A 19,051-nucleotide genomic window follows, 5' to 3' on the forward strand; every position below is an offset into this window, starting at 1 on the left:
CCGGGACCCGCGCGCGACGTACCGGGCGACGAAACCCCGCCGCGGGCGGACCCCGAGGACGCGGACCAGCGCGTCACCCTCTACCCCGTACCGCGCACCGGTCCCTCGGGCCGGGCCCGTTCCGGCGGCCCGGGGGTCCCCCGGGCGGGCCGTACGACCGCCCTCACCTTCGGTGTGCCCGCCGCCCCGGCACTGCCCGCGCCCCTCGAACTCCAGCGTGCACTACGGCCGTTGCAGCGCTACCACCCCGCCTCGCCACCGCTGCGCAGCACCCTCGACGAGACGGCGACCGCCGAACTCAGTGCCCGCGCCGGTGGGTTGATCATCCCGGTGTTCCGTGGCGTGGACCGGGGCGAGGCGGTCCTGCAGTGCGTCATGGACGCCTCGTCCTCGATGCTGGTCTGGGACCGGATGTTCGACGAACTCCAGCAGATATTCAGCCAGTTGGGCGCCTTCCGGGACGTTCAGGTGCGCTATCTGCACCAGGGGCCCGACGGTGCGGCCGCGGTGAGCCGCAGCCCCGACCCGGCGGCGGCGCCGCTGAACTCGGCGGACCGGCTGAGCGATCCGACCGGCCGCCGCGTCACCGTCCTGGTCAGCGACTGCGCCGGTCCGCTCTGGCACAGCGGACGGGCCCACCGGCTGCTGCACCAGCTGGCCGCACAGGCCCCGGCCGCCGTACTCCAGCCGCTGCCGCAGCGGATGTGGAACCGGACCAGACTGCCGGTCACCTACGGTTCGCTGTCCCGGGGCGACGGACCCGGCGGAGCCGCCGTGCTCAAGGTCGTGGAGCAGCCGGGCACGGGCCCCGCCGTGCACCCGGGGGCCCTCGCCGTGCCCGTTCTCCCGCCGGTGGAAGGGGCGCTGGCGGCCTGGGCGAAACTGCTCTCCGGCACCGGCTCGGGACAGATCTCCGGCGCGGTCGGCTGGGTGCGGGCCGACCAGCCGGCGGCGGCCGCGCAGCGCGCGGGCGGCCAACTCTCCTCCCTCCAGCTGGTCAGCCGCTTCCGTGCGGCGGCCTCACCGGCCGCCGGACAGCTGGCCGTCTACCTCGCGGCGGCCCCGCTGCATCTCCCGGTGATGCAGCTGGTGCAGCGCACGATGCTGCCCCACTCGGGCCCCTCCGAACTCGCCGAGGTGCTGCTGAGCGGACTGCTGTCACGGAGCGGGAGCGAGGACGGCGGCGCGGACGGCGGCCAGTGGTACGAATTCGCGCCGGGCGTCCGGGAGGCACTGCTCGGCCCGCTGGGCCGCGACGAGGCGCTGCTGGTGCTCAAGCACTGTTCGCAGTACATCGAGCAGCGGTTCGGGAAGGGCGGGCCGAACTTCCCGGCGCTCGCCTTCGCCCAGCTCGGCGAACGCAGATACCTGTCGCCGACGGCCGCTCCCGGCACCGGCCGAACGGGGAACGGAGCACCCGACGGGGAGATCGACGAGGGGGGCGAGAACGGGGAGAGCGACGCAAGCGGCGGACCGCGCGTCCCCCATCCCTTCGCCGAGGTCGCGGTCCGCGTACTGGAGCGTTTCATGCCGCTGCCCGAGCAGTTCGTGACGCAGACCGGACGGGGCGGCCACGAGAGCCCCGTCCAGACCCCGAACGCGGCGGTGGAAAGCGCCCGTTCCCTCCTGCGGCAGTTCGAGTCGGACAGCATGGTGCAGTACCTCATCGACGCCGTGCAGCTGCTGCGCGGCGCCACCGAACGCGAGGAGCGGCCGGGCGCCGACCCCGGACTGTGGGCGGAATACTCCCGCTGCGTGCTGCGGCTGTGGGAGGTCCAGGGCGACGCCGAACTTCTCCGCGAGGCCGAGTACGCCGCCGAACGGGCCGCCGCACAGCCCGCGGCGGTACGTGAACGGGCCGTACTGGCCAAGGTGTTGCACGCGGCGGCGGACGACCGGCGGCGGCGCGGCGACCGGCGCGGCGCGCTGGATCTGCTGCGCCGCGCCGACCGCGAGTACACGGCCGCCTGCGCGGCCCCCGGTATGGAGCCCGCCGAGGCCCTCCGGCTGACGCTGGAACGGGTTCGCGCCCTGGAGGCGCAGTGGCGGCTCGACGGCGACACCGCCCTGCTCCAGGCCGCGTGCGGGATGCTGGAGGCGTTCGCCGATGTCTGGCCCGACCAGGAGAACCGGCCCACCACCCTGCCCCTCGCGCACGGACGGACCCTGCTGAAGCTGGCCGGGGCCACCGTGGACACCGAACAGTCCCGGGTGTACGCGGGCCAGGCCGCACGCTCCCTGCGCACCGCGTTCGAGCAGGGCGGCGGCCGGCACACCCTGGGCACCGAGGTGCGCATCCTGCTGGACCTGGTGGACGCCCTGCTCGGCTCCGGCGAGGAACCGGACGAGGCCGCGACGCTGATCGAGCAGGCCCTGGCGACCGTACGGGAACAGCGGCAACGCGCCTCGCTCCAGATCAGGGCCGGCCGGGTCCGGGTCGCGCGGTACGAGCACACCGGCGATCCGGACGAACTCGTGGCCGCCGCCGACTGGTTCGCCCGCGCCGCCCGAGGCGTACCGCGCGACTCGCGGGCCCACGCCGACCTGCTCGCCGAATGGGGCGGCACCCTGCTGCGCCGGGCCCGGCTGCCGGACGGACGCCCGCACATCGGCGCCGCGATCCGGGTGCTGCGGGACTGCCGTACGGAGACGGCGGCGGGGAGCGCGCGCCAGGCCGACCGGCTGCTGATGCTGGGCCGGGCGCTGATGCTCCGGCACCGGGCCACCGACGACCGGGTGGATCTCAGGGAGGCCGAGCATCTCTTCGGCCTCGCGGCCCAGGAGGCGGCCGACCCGCTGACCGAGGCACGCTGCTGGCTGGAACTGGGCCGGTCCCACCTCGACGCCTCCCGGGTGCTCCGGCGTCCGGCCCGGCTCGACGAGGCGGCCGAGGCGTTCCGGAGCGCGGCGGAGGCGGCCGGCCGGGCGGAGACAGAGCTGGAAAGTCCGCAACAGCTTGAACAGGCCGTCGAGTTGAGTGCTACAGCCAACCACTGGCGGGGTATGACGTACGAGAGGGCAGGACGCCCCCGGGCCGCCCGCGAGGCGTACCGGGCGGCCCATCGGGAGTGGCGCAAACTGCCGGACGGCGGCGGCGCGGCGGGTGAGTCGACCGCCGAGCGGCTGGCGGAACTGGAACGCTGAGCGCTCGACGGAGAGCGCCCGGCGGTGTGAGGCGGCCCGCGCTCGACCGGCATCGGTGGACGGCATGCTTCACAAGGCGTAGGCCCGATCGTGCGGGGCATCCGTACAGGGGCGACCGGTGCGGGCGGGGTCCGCGCCGGCACACAGGTCAGGGACGCGGGCTCGACGGGGTGCGCTCAAGGGCGAGCACGCCACCGCGAGCACGCTGCGGTGTTACGGGGAGACGTGATGAGCGAGACGGCACACAAGGGCATACCGGACGGCGGACCGGACGCGCTGCCGGATCTGCTGGGGCTCGATCTGGAGTCGCTGCGGACGCTGGACCATCCGGTGCTCGCCGAGGTGGTCGCGGATCTGCGCGGGCGGGCCGAGCAGCCGCGGGAGATGCTCTGGGGGTTCACCAACGCCTTCTGAGGCCGCACGATTTCGGTCCGGGGCCCGGCTGAACAGGACATCGTGGTGAGGGACGGGTTTGCCTGCCCGGCAGGCCAGGGATACTCGCCTCGGGACGGCGACGGGGGCCGTGCCGGTGCATGTGAACGGCGCGGGGGTGCGGGAGTGTCTCGACAGGCGACGCCGAAACCGCTCCCGCGTGCCAAGGGCGGCCGACTCCCGTTCTCCTTCGGGCAGTTCATCGTCAAGGTGCACGGCCGCTGCAATCTCGCCTGCCGCTACTGCTACCTGTACGAGGGCCCCGACCGCACCTGGCGCGACCGCCCGGCCGCCGCCGCACCCGCCGTCCTCGACCGCACCGCGCACCGGATCGCCGAACACGCGGCGACCCACGAACTGCGGGACGTCGCGCTCGTCCTGCACGGCGGCGAACCCCTCCTCGCGGGCGCCGACCGGCTGGCCGCCTTCGCCGACCGGGTACGCGGCCTGGCGCCCGACGGCTGCACCGTCCACACCACCGTCCAGACCAACGCCACCCTCCTCACCGAGCCCCGTACCGCCACCCTCGCACGGCACGGCATACGCATCGGCATCAGCCTCGACGGCGGCCGGCCCGCCCACAACAGCCGCCGCACCGACCACGCCGGACGCCCCTCCTGGCCCGCCGCCGCGCGCGGCGCCCGGCTCCTCGCCGACCGGCACCCCGACGCCTACGCGGGCATCCTCACCGTCGTCGACCCGGACACCGACCCGATCGAGATGTACGAGTCGCTGCTCGAACTGCGCCCCCCGGCCCTGGACCTGCTGCTGCCGCACGGCAACTGGACGAACCCGCCACCGGGCCTGCCGCCCACCGGCGCGCCGCGCACCGGGCCCGGCCGTCCGACCCCGTACGGCGACTGGCTCACCACCGTCTTCGACCGCTGGTGGCGCACCGGACGGCGGGAGACCCGGGTCCGGCTCTTCGAGGAGTGCATCGCCCTGCTGCTCGGCCTGCCCGGCGCCACCGAGTCCCTCGGCCTCGACCCCGTCAACGCGATCGTGGTCGAGACCGACGGGACGATCGAGCAGGTCGACTCCCTCAAGTCCGCCTACGACACGGCCGCCGCCACCGGGCTCGACATCTTCCACCACGCCTTCGACGACGCCCTGCGCCACCCCGGCATCGCAGCCCGCCGGGCCGGTGCCGGCGCACTCGCCGCAGCCTGCCGGGCCTGCCCGCTGCTGACCGTCTGCGGGGGCGGCCACTACGCACACCGCTACCGCGCAGAGAACGGCTTCGCCAACCCGTCCGTCTACTGCGCAGACCTCGAACGGCTGGTGCGCCATGTGGCCGCCCGGCTGTTCGACGCAACCGCAGGAGAACGCCGATGATCCCCCCACTCCCGGACCACATGCTGCGCCGACTGGGCCGCACCGAGGGCGACGCCGACACCCTCCACGTCCTCGTACGCGATCAGGACACCCGCCGTCTCCTCCTGCTGCGGGCCCTGCTCGACGCGGCCGAGGCGGCCCCCACGACCATCTGCCCACCCCGGACCCTGGACCGCGTCCACCGGGACTGGGCGCTGCTGGAGACCGCGGAGCGCGCCGATCGGGCCGCCGTGCGCACCGTCCTGTTCCACCCGCTCGTGGGCCCCTGGGCGCTGCGCTGCCTGCGCGGCCTCTCCGGCTTCGGTCCCGCCCCCGGACTCCGTGCGGACCTCCGTCACCTGAACGCGCTCGCCGCCGCGGCCGCGATCCGGGCCGGAGTCCCGTTCCTGACCCGGCTCAGCACATCCGACGGGTTCCTGCCCCTGCCCACCCTCGGTGCGCTGTGCACGCCCTCGCCATCCGTCGAACTCGCCTTCGCGGGAGGCGAGATGACCGTACGCGAGGGCAGCGGCCGGCCCCCGCTCACCGTGCACGTGCGAGGCGACGGCGCGACAGACTCGGCCGACCCGCGCTGGCTGCCCCTGCTCACGCTGCCCGCCGTACCACCCGGCACCGGCGCCGTGCGCCTGGACGACGTCGACCCGTACCGCACCGAGGGCGGCGGACTCCCGCGCCACGGACTGAGCGCGGCCGTCCGCGTCGACGACCAGGAACGCAAGGCCTGGGCCGACTCCTGGACCGGAGTGGAGCCGCTGCTCCGCATCGGCGGCGAACACCGCCTCGCCGAGGCGGCCTTGCTGCTGCGCTGCCTCATACCCCTCGGTCACCCGCCCGGCTCCGGCCCCACCGGCGAGGGCGCGGCCCAGTGCAGCGGGACCAGGCGCGAGGCGTTCGGCGCAGTCCTCAGCAGCAAGCCGGCCACCTCCGCCCACTTCGCCGCCACCCTCGTCCACGAACTCCAGCACACCAAACTGGCCGCGCTCGCCGCCCTCGTACCGCTGCACCACGAGGACCCGGCACCCCGCCACTTCGCACCCTGGCGCTCCGACCCCCGGCCCTTCGACGGCCTCCTCCAGGGCGCCTACTCGCACCTCGCGCTCGCCGACTTCTGGCAGCGGCTGGCGCTCGAAGCGCGGCGGGCCACCCACCGCGACCTCGCCTGGGCCGAGCACGCCCGCTGCCGCGAACAGATCGGCGCCGTACTGCCCGTACTGGCAGGATCGGCGGCCCTGACCCGAGGGGGCCGCGTGCTGGTCAACGAGATGATCGCGCTCTACCACCGTCTGGACGATTCTCCGCCCCCCTCGGGGCACCTCGCCCGCGCGGAGGCGTACGTGGCCACGGCCAAGGTGATATGGCAGCAGAGGAACGGCTCGCGAAGCCGGTGACGGACCCGCGATCGCCCGCCGGGGCGACCGTGCTCAGGTGTATGTTGACAAGGCTCGGATCGACGCAGGGAGACGGTTGAATGCCCGGAACGCGTAAGCAAGTTGGAGCAACCGGGGTGCAGGCCGTCACCATCAGTTTCGCCGGCTTCAACCGGGCCTGGGCGACCTGGATCGGTGACCGTCTGGAGCGGCGCGGAGTGACGGTCGTCACGCAGCGCTGGGATCCCCCGGTGGAGGTTCCGCTGGAGGAGTCGTTGCGCGACCTGACGCTCTCCCGGGGCCGCGTCCTGGTGATCCTCAGCGACTGGTACTTCCAGCTCGGCCCGCGCAGCCACGACGAGTGGAACAGGGCCCTGCGCGAGGTCGTCGCCCCCGACGCCGACCGCTTCGCCGCGGTCTCCATCACCACCTCGGCACTGCCGGGCGCCACCTCCGCGTTCGGCGCGGCGGACCTGACCAACGTCGGCGCCGAGGAGGCCGAGCGACGGCTCCTGGTCCGCCTGGGCCTGCCCACCGACCCGCTGCCGGAGCCCGCCGGGGCCAGGCAGGGGCCCCGGTATCCGGCCGACACCCCCGAAGTGTGGGGCGGGGTGCCGCGCCGCAACACCCGGTTCACCGGCCGCGAGGCACTGCTCAGCAAGGCGTACGAGGCCCTCCAGGGCGCCGGATCCGGTGCCGGGGTCGTGACCCTGCACGGCATGTCCGGCGTGGGCAAGACCCAGCTGGCCGCGGAGTACGTCTACCGGTTCGGCTCCGAGTACGACGTCGTGTGGTGGGTGCCCGCCGACCGCCGCGCCCTCTACCGCCAGAAGCTCGCCGAACTCGCCCCCGAACTGGGCCTGTCCACGGGCGCCGAGTACGGCGAACGGCTGCGCGCGGTCCGGGACGCGCTGCGCCGCGGTGAACCGCACTCCCACTGGCTCCTCGTCCTGGACGGCGCCGACGAGCCCGAACACATCTGGGACCTGGTGCCGACCGGCCCCGGACATGTCCTGATCACCTCCCGCAACCCGGAGTGGAGCGAGCACAACAGCAACCTCGTCGAGGTCCCGGTCTACGCGCGCGAGGAGTCCGTCGCGTTCATCCGCCGCCGCGCCCCTCGGCTGGACCCGGCCGAGGCCGACCAGCTCGCCGAGGCCCTCGAAGACCTGCCGCTCCTCCTCGACCAGACCGCCGGCTGGCTCAACGACTCCGACATGTCGGTCGAGGAGTACATCGAACTCCTCGAAGGCGGCATCGACCAGGACGTCGTCAAGGTCTCGGCCGACTTCCCGCTCGCCTTCCAGACCGCCTGGTCGATACTGCTGAACAAGCTCAAGGAGACCGTTCCGGAATCCGTCGACCTGCTGCGGCTGTGCAGTTTCTTCGCACCCGGCTCCGTCCCCGTTCGACTGCTGCGGGAGATGCCCCCCGGCGAACTGCCCGAGCAGCTGTCCGGTCTGATGAACGACCCGCTGCTGTGGAACAAGGCCATCGGCCAGCTCCGCCAGTACTCCGTGGTCCGGCTGGAGTCCCACGAAACGGTCGGTGAGGAGTCGTCGTCCGGCGAGTCGCTCTACATGCACCGCATGGTCCACCAGATCGTCGGCAAGGACATGCCGGACGCGGACCGCCGGGAATTCATCGACGTGGTCCGCCGCGCCCTGGCCGCCGCCGACCCCGGCCGCCCCACCGACACCCGCCTGTGGCCCGCCTACGCAGAGATCACTCCGCACCTGAAATGGGCCGACGTGCTCAGGAGCACCGAACCGGCGGTGCAGACCCTGGTGCTCAACTGCCTGCGCTACATGTACCTCTCCGGGGAGTACCGGGCCGGGATCAAGCTCGGCGAACGCGCCATGAAGGCCTGGCGGGAACTCCTCGGCGACGACCACCCCAGGATCTGGGACCTCAGCTACAACTACGCCAACGTGCTGCGGGCCGTGGGCGACTACGCCGGAACGGAAGCCATCGAACGGGCCGCCGTCGATCGCCTGCGCACCGAACGCGGCGCCCAGGACCTGGAACACCTTCGAGCCGCCGGCGGCCTGGCCGCCGACCTCCGGGGCCTCGGCCGGTACGACGAGGCGTTCCAGATCTCCAGCTGGATCCTCGCCGCCTACCGCGAACTGCTGGGCGACCAGGACTCGCGCACCCTCAACGCACAGAACAACCTGGCCGTCTCGCTCCGGCTGCTCGGCAGGTACGAGGAGTCCCTGGAGCTCAACCGGAGCACCCTGGACGCCCGGCGGCAACTGCTGCGCTCACGCCATACCTGGACCCTGTTCTCCGAGATCAACTACGCCACCGACCTGCGTCTGCTCGGCCGGTACGGCGACGCACTGTCGCTCCAGAACCAGAGCGTCCGGGTGCACCGGCTGGTCATGGGGCCCGACAACCCGCAGACCCTGCGCGCCGAGCACAACCTCGCGCTGTGCCAGTACCGCACGGGCGAGCGCGGCAGGGCCGCGGCCCTCTTCACCCGGGTCCTCGAACGGGCGGAGCGGGTCCTGGGCGAGAGCGATCCGCTGACGATGATGTTCGCGGTCAGCCAGAGTGTCTTCGCACGCGAACACGGCGACATCGACCGGGCCAGGGACATAAGCGAACAGGTCGTCACGGGCTACGAGGCGATGCTCGGCGCAGGGCACCCCTTCGTAGCCGGAACGCGGGCCAACCACGCCCTGATCCTGCGCAACGTGGGGGAGCGGGACCAGGCCCACGCTCTCCTGGAAGAGGCTCTGGCCGCGCTGACGCGGGCCGTCGGCGAGTACCACCCCTGGACCCTGGGATGTGCCATCAACGCCTCGGCGCTGCGCAACCTGGTGGGGGACCCGGAGTCCGCGGCCGAGCTGACGGAGTCGGTCATCGGCCGGGCCGCCGAGACCCTGGGCCGGACCCACCCGCTGACCCTCTCCGCCCGGATCGCGCACGCCGCCGACCTGCGCGGCATCCGGGAGCGGCAGCGGGCCGAGAAGATCGAGAACGAGGCGCTGGGAGACCTGGTCTCGACGCTCGGGGCCCAGCACGTCCACACGGTCTCGGCCCGCTCCCGCAACCGTCCGTACTGGGACTTCGAACCCCCCATCGTCTGAGGCGGGACGCCCCGCCGGTACGCCGAAGGGCCCGGCCCCGCGATCAGCTCGCGGGGCCGGGCCCTTCGGGTTGCGTACAGCGACCGGTCAGGCCTCGAAGACCTCGGCGACCAGCTGTGCCTGCTCGGCCTGGTGGCGCTTGGCCGAGCCGACCGCCGGGGACGAGCTGTGCGGACGCGAGATGCGGCGCAGGCGCTCACCGTGCGGGACGTCGGCGCCGACGGCCAGGTCCAGGTGGTCGATCAGGTTCAGGGCGATGAACGGCCAGGCGCCCTGGTTGGCCGGCTCCTCCTGGGTCCAGAGGTACTTCTCGGCGTTCGGGTACTTGGCGATCTCGGCCTGGAGCTCGGCACCCGGCAGCGGGTACAGGCGCTCCAGACGGATGATGGCGGTGTCCGTGACGCCGCGCTTCGTACGCTCGGCCTCCAGGTCGTAGTAGACCTTGCCGGCGCAGAAGACGACCTTGCGGACGTCGGCCGGGTTCACCGAGTCGTCGCCGATCACCGGGCGGAAGCCGCCGGTGGTGAACTCCTCCGTCTTCGACGCGGCCGCCTTGAGGCGGAGCATCGACTTCGGGGTGAAGACGATCAGCGGCTTGTGGTGCGGGTTGTGCACCTGCCACCGCAGGAGGTGGAAGTAGTTCGACGGCAGGGTCGGCATGGCGACCGTCATGTTGTTCTGCGCGCACAGCGTGAGGAAGCGCTCCGGGCGGGCGGACGAGTGGTCCGGGCCCTGGCCCTCGTAGCCGTGCGGCAGCAGCAGTGTGACGCCGGAGGTCTGGCCCCACTTCTGCTCGGCCGAGGAGATGAACTCGTCGACGACGGTCTGCGCGCCGTTGACGAAGTCACCGAACTGGGCCTCCCAGACGACCAGCGACTCCGGACGGGCCAGTGAGTAGCCGTACTCGAAGCCCATCGCCGCGTACTCGCTGAGCAGCGAGTCGTAGACGTTGTAACGGGCCTGCTCGTCGGAGAGGTAGAGCAGCGGGGTGTAGTCCTCGCCGGTCACCTGGTCGACCAGGACCGCGTGCCGCTGGCCGAAGGTGCCGCGGCGGGTGTCCTGGCCGGCCAGCCGGACCGGGGTGCCCTCCATCAGCAGCGAACCGATGGCCAGGGTCTCGCCCATGCCCCAGTCGATCGTGCCGTTCTCCACCGAGGCCGCGCGGCGCTGCATCTGCGGCATCAGGCGGGGGTGGACGGTGATCCGGTCGGGGATGCTGACCTGGGACTCCGCGATGACCTTCACGACCTCCGGGGAGATCGCGGTGGTCACGGAGACCGGGAACTCGGGCTGGACCTCGGGGGTGTGCGCCGGAGCAGGCAGCGAGGTGGCCTCGCGGACCTCCGCGAAGACCTTCTCCAGCTGGCCCTGGAAGTCCTGGAGCGCCTGCTCCGCCTCTTCCAGCGTGATGTCGCCGCGACCGATGAGGGACTCGGTGTAGAGCTTGCGCACCGAGCGCTTCTTGTCGATCAGGGTGTACATCTGCGGGTTGGTGAACTCCGGGTTGTCGCCCTCGTTGTGACCGCGGCGGCGGTAGCAGATGAGGTCGATCACGACGTCCTTGTTGAACGCCTGCCGGAACTCGAAGGCGAGCCGCGCGACGCGGACGACGGCCTCGGGGTCGTCGCCGTTGACGTGGATGATCGGCGCCTCGATCATGCGCGCCACGTCGGTGGCGTACATCGAGGAGCGCGAGGACTCCGGGGCGGCGGTGAAGCCGACCTGGTTGTTGATCACCACGTGCACGGTGCCGCCGGTGCGGTAGCCGCGCAGCTGCGACATGTTGAGCGTCTCGGCGACGACGCCCTGGCCCGCGAAGGCCGCGTCGCCGTGGAGCGCGACGGGCAGGACCGTGAAGTCCGTGCCGCCCTTGTTGATGATGTCCTGCTTGGCGCGGGCGATGCCCTCCAGGACCGGGTCGACCGCCTCCAGGTGCGAGGGGTTGGCGGCCAGCGAGACCTTGATCTGCTCGCCGTCCAGACCGGTGAAGGTGCCCTCGGCGCCCAGGTGGTACTTGACGTCGCCGGAGCCGTGCATCGACCGGGGGTCGAGGTTGCCCTCGAACTCGCGGAAGATCTGCGCGTACGACTTGCCGACGATGTTCGCCAGCACGTTCAGCCGGCCGCGGTGGGCCATGCCGATGACGACCTCGTCGAGGCGGGCCTCGGCGGCGGAGTCGATGACCGCGTCGAGCAGCGGGATGACGGACTCGCCGCCCTCCAGCGAGAACCGCTTCTGGCCGACGTACTTGGTCTGCAGGAACGTCTCGAACGCCTCGGCGGCGTTCAGCCGGCGCAGGATGCGCAGCTGCTCCTCGCGCTCGGGCTGCTGGGTGCGGGTGCGCTCCACCCGGTCCTGGATCCACTTGCGCTGCTTCGGGTCCTGGATGTGCATGAACTCGATGCCGGTGGTGCGGCAGTACGACTCACGCAGCACACCGAGGATGTCGCGGAGCTTCATCATCGACTTGCCGGCGAAACCGCCGACCGCGAAGTCCCGCTCCAGGTCCCACAGGGTGAGGCCGTGCTCGGTGATGTCCAGGTCGGGGTGCTTGCGCTGGCGGTACTCCAGCGGGTCGGTGTCGGCCATCACGTGGCCGCGGACCCGGTAGGAGTGGATCAGCTCGAAGACCCGCGCGGCCTTGGTCACGTCGTTGTCGTGCGAGGCGTCGATGTCCGTGAGCCAGCGGACCGGCTCGTACGGGATGCGCAGCGACTTGAAGATCTCGTCGTAGAACTCGTTCTCGCCGAGCAGGAGCTGGGCGACGATCCGCAGGAACTCGCCGGAGGCGGCGCCCTGGATGACCCGGTGGTCGTACGTCGAGGTCAGCGTCATGACCTTGGAGATGCCCAGCTTGTTCAGGGTGTCCTGGGAGGTGCCCTGGAACTCGGCCGGGTAGTCCATCGCGCCGACGCCCATGATGAGGCCCTGGCCGGGCATCAGGCGGGGCACCGAGTGCACGGTGCCGATGCCGCCGGGGTTGGTCAGCGAGGCGGTGACCCCGGTGAAGTCGTCCATGCCGAGCTTGCCGTTGCGGGCGCGGCGGACGATGTCCTCGTAGGCCTGCCAGAACTCGAAGAAGTTGAGCGTCTCGGCCTTCTTGATGGCCGCGACGACCAGCTGGCGGTCGCCGTTCGGCTTCACCAGGTCGATGGCGAGACCGAGGTTGACGTGCTCCGGCTTGACCAGGGTCGGCTTGCCGTCCTTCAGCGCGAAGGAGTGGTTCATCGTCGGCATGGCCTTGAGGGCCTGCACCATCGCGTACCCGATGAGGTGCGTGAAGGAGATCTTCCCGCCCCGGGCGCGCTTGAGGTGGTTGTTGATGACGATGCGGTTGTCGAAGAGCAGCTTCACCGGGACGGCGCGGACGGACGTGGCCGTCGGCAGCTCCAGCGAGGCGTTCATGTTCTTCGCGACGGCGGCCGAGGGGCCGCGCAGCGTCACGTACTCGGGACCGGCCGGGGCCTCGGTGGCCGGTGCGGCCGTGGCCTTCGCCGGGGCGGGTGCGGCGGGCTGCGCGGCCGGAGCCGGGGCGGCCTTCGCCGGAGCGGCCGGGGCTGCCGGAGCGGCGGCGGGGGCGGCCTGTGCGGGCGCCGGAGCCGCTGCGGCCGGAGCGGGTGCGGCCGGGGCCGGGGCCGGGGCCTGTGCCGGGGTGGCCTGTGCGGGTGCGGCCGGGGCCGGGGTCACCGCAGCCCCTGCGGCCGGGGCGCCGGGAACGGGCTTGTCCGCCGTGCCGGAGGCACCCGGCTTGTAGTCGGCGAAGAAGTCCCACCAGGCGCGATCGACCGAATTGGGATCCTGGAGGTACTGCTGGTAGATCTCGTCGACGAGCCACTCATTGGGCCCGAAAGCCGCGGCCGGGTTCGTACCCGGGCCGGCTTGGTCGGTCGAGATGCTCGAGTTACTGGGGGACTGAGACGACACGGCGGCAACCGCCCTCTTCCGCTTCACAAGGTGATGGACAGCGGAAATCAAGGCTACGCCTCCCCAGCCGTTCCACGCAGGCCGGGCCGGTCTTCGTCGCGCAAGTCACATCGGAAGGCGGGTTTCGGTGCGGGAATTGGCGGGAAACAAGCACAGTTCCGCTTTGCTTTGGGTACGTGGGACCGCGGCTACGGCCTTGTGGGCCGTACCCCCTTGAACGGAACACGTAGAACGTGCCCTTCCGATTCGAACCCTATGTCAACCTCGCGGTTGCTGGATCCCCGGAAGAGTGACCTGAATGCGGCAGCCGCGAACGGATTCGGCCACACCGATGCGTCCGCCGTGCAGATCCACCGCCCAGCGGGCGATCGCCAGGCCGAGACCGGTACCGCCGTCGCTGCCCGGACCGTGCGGGGAGGGCACCTCGCCGCGGTTGAAACGCTCGAAGACCCGGTGCCGCTCGGACTCCGGAATGCCCGGCCCCTCGTCGATGACTTCGAGCGTCAGGGATTCCGGGGCGGCCCCGCGCCGGGCCAGCACGGTGACCCGGCCGTGCGGCGGGCTGTGCTTGACGGCGTTGTCGATCAGATTGGCCACCACCTGGTGCAGGCGTTCCGCGTCCGCGTGCGCGGTCAGCTCCGGCGGCGACACGTCCAGATGCAGATGTACGTCCTTGCGGGTGTGGTTCCCGGAACCGGACGACAGCCGGCGGTGCGAGACGGCGAGGTTCGCCTCCTTCAGCACGCCCGACAGATACGGCCACACCTCGAAACGGCGGGCCTTGAGCGTGACCACCCCGTTGTCCAGGCGGGACAGGTCCAGCAGCGTCTCCACCAGCCTGCCGAGCCGCTCGGTCTGCTTCAGCGCCGTGCGCATCGTCTCGGGATCGGCCGAGGACACTCCGTCCACGACGTTCTCCAGCACGGCTCTCAGCGCCGCGATGGGTGTTCGCAGCTCGTGCGAGACATTGGCGACCAGCTCCTTGCGATGCCGGTCCACGGCCTCCAGATCGTCCGCCATGAGGTTGATCGTCTGGGCCAGATCGCCGAGCTCGTCACGCCGGTCGGCGCCGCTCACCCGTCTGGTGTAGTCGCCGTGCGATATCGAGCGGGCCACGGTCGTCATCTCGTCCAGCGGCGAGGTCAGCCCGTGCGCCACGAACTGGGTGATCAGCAGCGTCGCTATCACCGAGAACACCGTGATGAACCGCAGCTCGGTCCTGGTGCGCACGGCCACCATCAGCAGCCCGGTGGTGATGAACACCGAGACCACCACGAGCGTGCCCAGCTTGGCCTTGACCGAGAAAGGGCGCAGTCCGGAACCGGGCCGGGTCATGGAGCCGGGGTCTCCAGGGCGTAGCCGACACCGTGTACGGTACGGATCCGCTCCGCGCCGATCTTCCGGCGCAGCGCCTTGATGTGGCTGTCGACCGTACGGGTGCCGGAGGCGTCCGCCCAGTCCCAGACCTCGGCCAGCAACTGCTCCCGGGAGAGCACCGCTCGCGGCGTATTGGCCAGACAGACCAGCAGATCGAACTCGGTCGGCGTGAGGTGGACGTCGTCGGCGCGCACCCGGACCCGGCGCTGCGCGTGGTCGATCTCCAGCTCGCCGAGGCGCAGTATCCCGCTGCGCGGCGTCACCGCGGCCAGCGCCGCGCGCTCGACCCGGCGCAGCAGGACATGGACCCGGGCCGCCAGCTCGCGCATCGAGAACGGCTTGGTCATGTAGTCGTCGGCACCGACCCCGAGGCCGACCAGCATGTCCGTCTCGTCGTCCCGGGCGGTCAGCATCAGCACCGGCACCGGCCGCTGGGCCTGCACGCGGCGGCAGACCTCCAGGCCGTCGAAGCCGGGAAGCATGATGTCGAGCACCATCAGATCGGGCTGCCACGCCTCGGCCGCGTCCACCGCCGCGGGACCGTCGAGTGCGGTCTGCACCAGAAAGCCCTCGGCCCGCAGCCGGGCGGAAATGGCATCGACGATCGTGGCGTCGTCCTCGACCACCAGCACCCGGCGCTGGGCGCCCGGGGTGGCCGCGACGCCGTTGTGGGTGGTGTTTGTCTGTTCCATCGCCCCGCCCCTGCCCGTTCTCACGGGGGCCATTCCCCCGGACGCACGGTCTTCGCTTGTGGATTTCGTGGGTGATCCCGTTACCGGTCAGCAGCGTAAAGGCAGTGGACTGCTCTCGGCTACGCAGGGTGTAACGCCGCGGACGCGGGGAAGTGGCGGAGTGTCGGTCTTGTGGCGCTTGGCCCCCGGACTTCCGGGGGCCGAGGATACCCGGTGGGGGATCTCAGTCTGTCCGAAGTGCGAGATGCACCACGTCGGGCACACCTCGGGCAACACTGACCTCTTCGGTTCTTACCCCACCGAATCCGGCATTCCGCAAGGCCTGTTCGAAGTCGGCGGACGGTTGCGCGGACCACACTGCGAGAACGCCGCCCGGCGTCAACCGCTCCCGGCAGTCCGCCAGACCGGCGGGGGAGTAGAGGCTCGTGTTGTCCTCGGTGACGGTCCAGTCCGGTCCGTTGTCGATGTCGAGACACAGAGCGTCGTAACGGTCCGTAGTCGTACTCAGGTACTCGACGAGATCCGTCGTCAGGATCCCGGTCCGCGGATCGGCGAGCGCCGCACCGGAGATCGCGGCGAGCGGCCCCTCCAGATGCCAGTCCACGATCGCCTGCTCCCGCTCGACCACCACGATCCGGCCCCACCGGGGCTCGGCGGCGGCCCGGACGAGCGAGAAACCGACGCCGAGCCCCCCGATGAGTATTGATGGGGCGGGCCGGCCGGCCGGCAGGGCGGCCAGCGCCGCGTCGATCAGCAGTCGCTCGGAGCGCCCGTCCGAGGTGTCCATCAGGAAGCACCCGTTGGCGATGATCTCGAAGTCATCACCCCGCTCCCGCAGCACGACCTCGCCGTACGGGCCTTCGCGGCGGTCGAGCGTGACGGGGGAGAGGGTGTCGGAGTGGTGGAAGTCGGGCATGGTGCGGGTCTCCGGTGAATGGCGGGCACGGTCCGCCCATCCTGTCCGGTCGACGCGGCCGACGACCAGCGGATTGCCGGATCCGCGCGAGGAGTCGCCCGCCGCCGGACGGCCCCTACCCCCGCTCCGGGCGCGCGCCGCGCACCACGAGGAGCGCCGCCCCGGCCACGTACGCCGTCACGGCCACCGCCCACGCCGCCCCCTGCGGGCCCGGCTGCATCGGCCAGGCCCACACCGCCGCCGCCCCGCCCGGGGTGCGGGGCGCCGCCAGATAGACGGCGCCGCCGTAGACCGTCATCGGCAGCCAGCTCAGCCGGGCACCGAGCAGCGCGGCGGAGGCCGCGGCCACCCCCGTCGCGCCGAGCACATTGCGCACCATGGCCGGTACGCCGTACGCCTCCGGGTGCCCCGGGACCGCCGCCGCGAGCGCCCCGGCCGCCGCCGCGGTCAGCGCCAGCAGATGCAGCAGCCGGCGCGGCCACCAGCGGCTCGCGGCGGTCCGGTCCAGCTCGTCGGTGTGCGAGTGCAGGCTGGTGCCGATCGCCGCGGAGACCAGCAGCGGGGCCAGCACGACGACCGGGACGCGGGCGGTGTGGTCGAAGTACGGCTGGTCCTGAAGCCAGTGGGCGGCCCAGGCGGCGACCAGGGCCACGCAGGCCAGAGTGGCGGCGGTGAGGGGGAGGGCACGGGAACGGAAGTAGAGGAGAGGGGGAGCGGCGTGGGCCGGCTGACTGTTCACAGGGCCGGTACCTCCGTGGGCGTGCAGCTCTTCCGGGTGGCCAGGTAGCGGCCGAGCCAGGCCTTGCGGTCCGGGTCCGGCATGGCCTTGAGGCGGGCGACGAGGGGGCGCGCTTCCGGGGTCCATGTGGAGTCGTCGCCGGCCAGCCAGCTGCGTACGGCGTCGTCCGTGAGACTCACCCGCTCGGTTTCCTTTTCGTCGCTGCTCACCCGGCCGTCCGGACAGTCGCGGTTCGCCAGGCCCAGGGCGGTTTCCGAGGCGTACGCCTGCGGATCGGTCAGCTTGTTCCGCGTGATGCCCCAGCCGCGCGCCACGTGCGCGAGAGCGGCTTCGCCGTCCTTCGGATCGGCTTCCGGGCCCACGTATCTGACCGGTGCGCCCGGGACTCCCGCCAGCCGCGAGAACATTCCCGCCAGGGCCTCGGACATCCGGGGCAGCACCGGAGCGTCGGACGCCTTCACGCAGAGCTGCGGCGTGCCGGGTGCGGCCGCCGAGCAGACCCTGCGCGTCACGGCCGGGTCATCCCGGAACAGGTCGGTGCCCGTGTCGACGATCAATGCTCCGCCCGCGACCGCCAGCACGAGCGGTACGACGGCCAGCAGGCGCCGCCGGGCCGCGTGCGCGAGCAGCACGGTGCAGGCGATGCCGCCCGTCCAGGCCAGCAGGGCCGGCGCGAACCACCACACCGGGACCTGCCCCTGGAGCGCGTACTGCTCGGCGGGGCTCAGGAACCGGGTGTCCGAGTCCATGTAGCCCGGGGCGCCCAGGACCACGTAGAGAACGGCCGCGACCACCGGAGCGATCAGCCGCCACCGCACCAGCCGGCCGCCGACGAAGCCCACGAAGGCGATGGACAGCAGGTAACCGAGATCCGTGGCGACGACCGCGAGGGACGGACCGCCTGCCCCGGTGTACGGAGCCGTCGCCGCGAACACCACGCCCAGTGCGAGCAGATACCCGGCCGCCGCCCACAGCGCGATCGGCGTCGCGGCCGTCGTCACCTGCGCGAACCGGCTGCGCGGGACCGAGAGCAGCAGTTCGGCGGTGCGGCGGCGGTACTCCCGGCCGCCCTGCCAGCAGGCGGCCGCGGCGACGAGCGGGCCGCCGAGCAGTGCCGCCGCCGTGTGCAGTTCCGTCTGCGTCTCGCCCCAGCTCCCCTGCCACTGGGGGGCCTTGCTCCACAGCGGAGCGAGGAGGGTGACTGCGACGGCGAGACCCGTCCAGGGGGCGATCCCGCGCCGGAGTTCGGTCCGCAGGGCGGTACGGGCCGGGGGCTTCCCGGACGAGGTCTTTTCGGACGAGGTCTTTTCGGACATGGCGGAGGTCGTCATCGGTTCTCCACCGCCGCCCGGTGCGTCCGCAGCGCGGAGGTGTAGCCGCGCTCGATCGGGTTGCCGTCCGGCAGATCCGCGCCGCCGTCCGCGGTGCCGCCGAGCTCCGTCAGCTCCCGCGTCGTGCCCCGGTATGCGATCCGGCCCGCCTCGATCAGCGTGACGTCGGTGCAGGCCGCGGCGACGTCCTCGACCAGATGGGTGGAGACGATCACGGTGGTGGTGCGGCCCAGCCCCCGTATCAGCGCCCGGAATTCGACCCGTTGCTCCGGGTCGAGACCGGCGGTCGGCTCGTCGAGCAGCAGCAGGTCCGGATCGTTGACGATCGCCTGGGCGATGCCGACGCGCCGCACCATGCCGCCCGACAGGGTCTTCACCCGTGCGTCGATCCGGTCCGCCAGACCCACCCGGTCCACCGCGCGTTCCACGGCCGCCGGGACCGCCGCCGCGTCCATCTCCTTGAGCCAGGCCACATAGGAGACGAACTCGCGGACCGTGAAGCCCGGGTAGTAGCCGAACTCCTGGGGCAGATAGCCGAGCCTGCGCCGGACCGACGCCCGGCCGCGGTGGTCCGACCCGGCGCCGACCTCGGTGCCGAGCAGCTCCACCCGGCCGCCGGAGGGCGCGGCGACGGTGGCGAGCACCCGGATCAGCGAGGTCTTGCCCGCCCCGTTCGGTCCGAGCAGCCCGTGCACACCG

Annotated in this window: 12 protein-coding genes; 5 read left to right on the forward strand and 7 right to left on the reverse strand. The window is 72.1% G+C overall.

Translation table 11 applies throughout. The annotated features are described in order from the left end of the window. The 5 genes from ABZY11_RS33755 to fxsT all read left to right on the forward strand — a co-directional run. Window positions 1-3,144 (forward strand): SAV_2336 N-terminal domain-related protein (locus ABZY11_RS33755; RefSeq protein WP_356482817.1); only part of this gene is annotated, 3,144 nt, incomplete at its 5' end. Window positions 3,145-3,372: 228 nt separating this feature from the next. Next, a complete protein-coding gene (fxsA, locus tag ABZY11_RS33760) occupies window positions 3,373-3,558 on the forward strand; it encodes an FxSxx-COOH cyclophane-containing RiPP peptide (protein WP_356482818.1) in 186 nt (61 codons plus the stop codon). Window positions 3,559-3,777: 219 nt separating this feature from the next. After that, window positions 3,778-4,911, forward strand: coding sequence for an FxsB family cyclophane-forming radical SAM/SPASM peptide maturase (locus ABZY11_RS33765; protein ID WP_356482828.1), 1,134 nt, complete (start codon window positions 3,778-3,780; stop codon window positions 4,909-4,911). Then, a complete protein-coding gene (locus tag ABZY11_RS33770; RefSeq protein WP_356482819.1) occupies window positions 4,908-6,299 on the forward strand; it encodes an HEXXH motif-containing putative peptide modification protein in 1,392 nt (463 codons plus the stop codon). Before ABZY11_RS33765 ends, ABZY11_RS33770 begins: the two co-directional genes overlap by 4 nt. Window positions 6,300-6,379: 80 nt before the next feature. Continuing rightward, a complete protein-coding gene (fxsT, locus tag ABZY11_RS33775) occupies window positions 6,380-9,373 on the forward strand; it encodes an FxSxx-COOH system tetratricopeptide repeat protein (RefSeq protein WP_356482820.1) in 2,994 nt (997 codons plus the stop codon). Window positions 9,374-9,460: 87 nt separating this feature from the next. Here the strand turns inward: fxsT and ABZY11_RS33780 are convergent, their stop codons facing one another. From ABZY11_RS33780 to ABZY11_RS33810, 7 genes are all read right to left on the reverse strand, one after another. After that, window positions 9,461-13,297, reverse strand: coding sequence for a multifunctional oxoglutarate decarboxylase/oxoglutarate dehydrogenase thiamine pyrophosphate-binding subunit/dihydrolipoyllysine-residue succinyltransferase subunit (locus ABZY11_RS33780; RefSeq protein WP_356482821.1), 3,837 nt, complete (start codon window positions 13,295-13,297; stop codon window positions 9,461-9,463). Window positions 13,298-13,555: 258 nt separating this feature from the next. Continuing rightward, the gene (locus ABZY11_RS33785) at window positions 13,556-14,632 is read right to left on the reverse strand and encodes an ATP-binding protein (protein ID WP_356482822.1); all 1,077 of its coding nucleotides are present in this window, start codon (window positions 14,630-14,632) and stop codon (window positions 13,556-13,558) included. After that, a complete protein-coding gene (locus ABZY11_RS33790) occupies window positions 14,629-15,366 on the reverse strand; it encodes a response regulator transcription factor (protein WP_356482823.1) in 738 nt (245 codons plus the stop codon). The genes ABZY11_RS33785 and ABZY11_RS33790 overlap by 4 nt, the downstream gene beginning before the upstream one ends. A gap of 223 nt (window positions 15,367-15,589) precedes the next feature. Continuing rightward, window positions 15,590-16,282 (reverse strand): spermidine synthase, encoded by a 693-nt coding sequence (locus tag ABZY11_RS33795; protein ID WP_356482824.1) that lies wholly within the window; start codon window positions 16,280-16,282, stop codon window positions 15,590-15,592. Between the two features lie 115 nt (window positions 16,283-16,397). Then, window positions 16,398-17,021 (reverse strand): hypothetical protein, encoded by a 624-nt coding sequence (locus ABZY11_RS33800; protein ID WP_356482825.1) that lies wholly within the window; start codon window positions 17,019-17,021, stop codon window positions 16,398-16,400. After that, window positions 17,018-18,352, reverse strand: coding sequence for a hypothetical protein (locus ABZY11_RS33805; RefSeq protein WP_356482826.1), 1,335 nt, complete (start codon window positions 18,350-18,352; stop codon window positions 17,018-17,020). The genes ABZY11_RS33800 and ABZY11_RS33805 overlap by 4 nt, the downstream gene beginning before the upstream one ends. Then, window positions 18,349-19,051: ATP-binding cassette domain-containing protein (locus tag ABZY11_RS33810; RefSeq protein WP_356482827.1), on the reverse strand; the 703-nt coding region annotated here is incomplete at its 5' end. The genes ABZY11_RS33805 and ABZY11_RS33810, both read right to left, overlap by 4 nt.

The sequence above is a fragment of the Streptomyces sp. NPDC006510 genome (assembly GCF_040611955.1).
GTDB lineage: Bacteria > Actinomycetota > Actinomycetes > Streptomycetales > Streptomycetaceae > Streptomyces.